The 274-nt window shown below is 45.6% G+C and carries 1 rRNA gene; it reads left to right on the forward strand.

Features of this window, described 5'->3' with window-relative positions:
* Positions 1-163: 163 nt before the first annotated feature.
* A 16S ribosomal RNA gene (locus BN4575_RS21045) occupies positions 164-274 on the forward strand; the annotation flags it as partial.

Here is a 274-nt window from a genome sequence, read left to right on the forward strand (position 1 = left end):
GGCACTCACAGCATCGAGCATCAAAATTAATTTTTGATTTTCAATGTCTGGTGAAGTGACCAAGACGATTTCTTAGCAATAAGAAGTCGAACAGTTTATTTCAGCAATTCATTGAGCCGCTGAAGTTTGCTACTCCGGTAGTGAATAGACGCAAACCAAACTTAAATTGAAGAGTTTGATCATGGCTCAGATTGAACGCTGGCGGCAGGCCTAACACATGCAAGTCGAGCGGCAGCGGGAAAGTAGCTTGCTACTTTTGCCGGCGAGCGGCGGA

It is taken from the genome of Aeromonas sp. EERV15 (genome assembly GCF_900079845.1).
Classification (GTDB): domain Bacteria; phylum Pseudomonadota; class Gammaproteobacteria; order Enterobacterales; family Aeromonadaceae; genus Aeromonas; species Aeromonas sobria.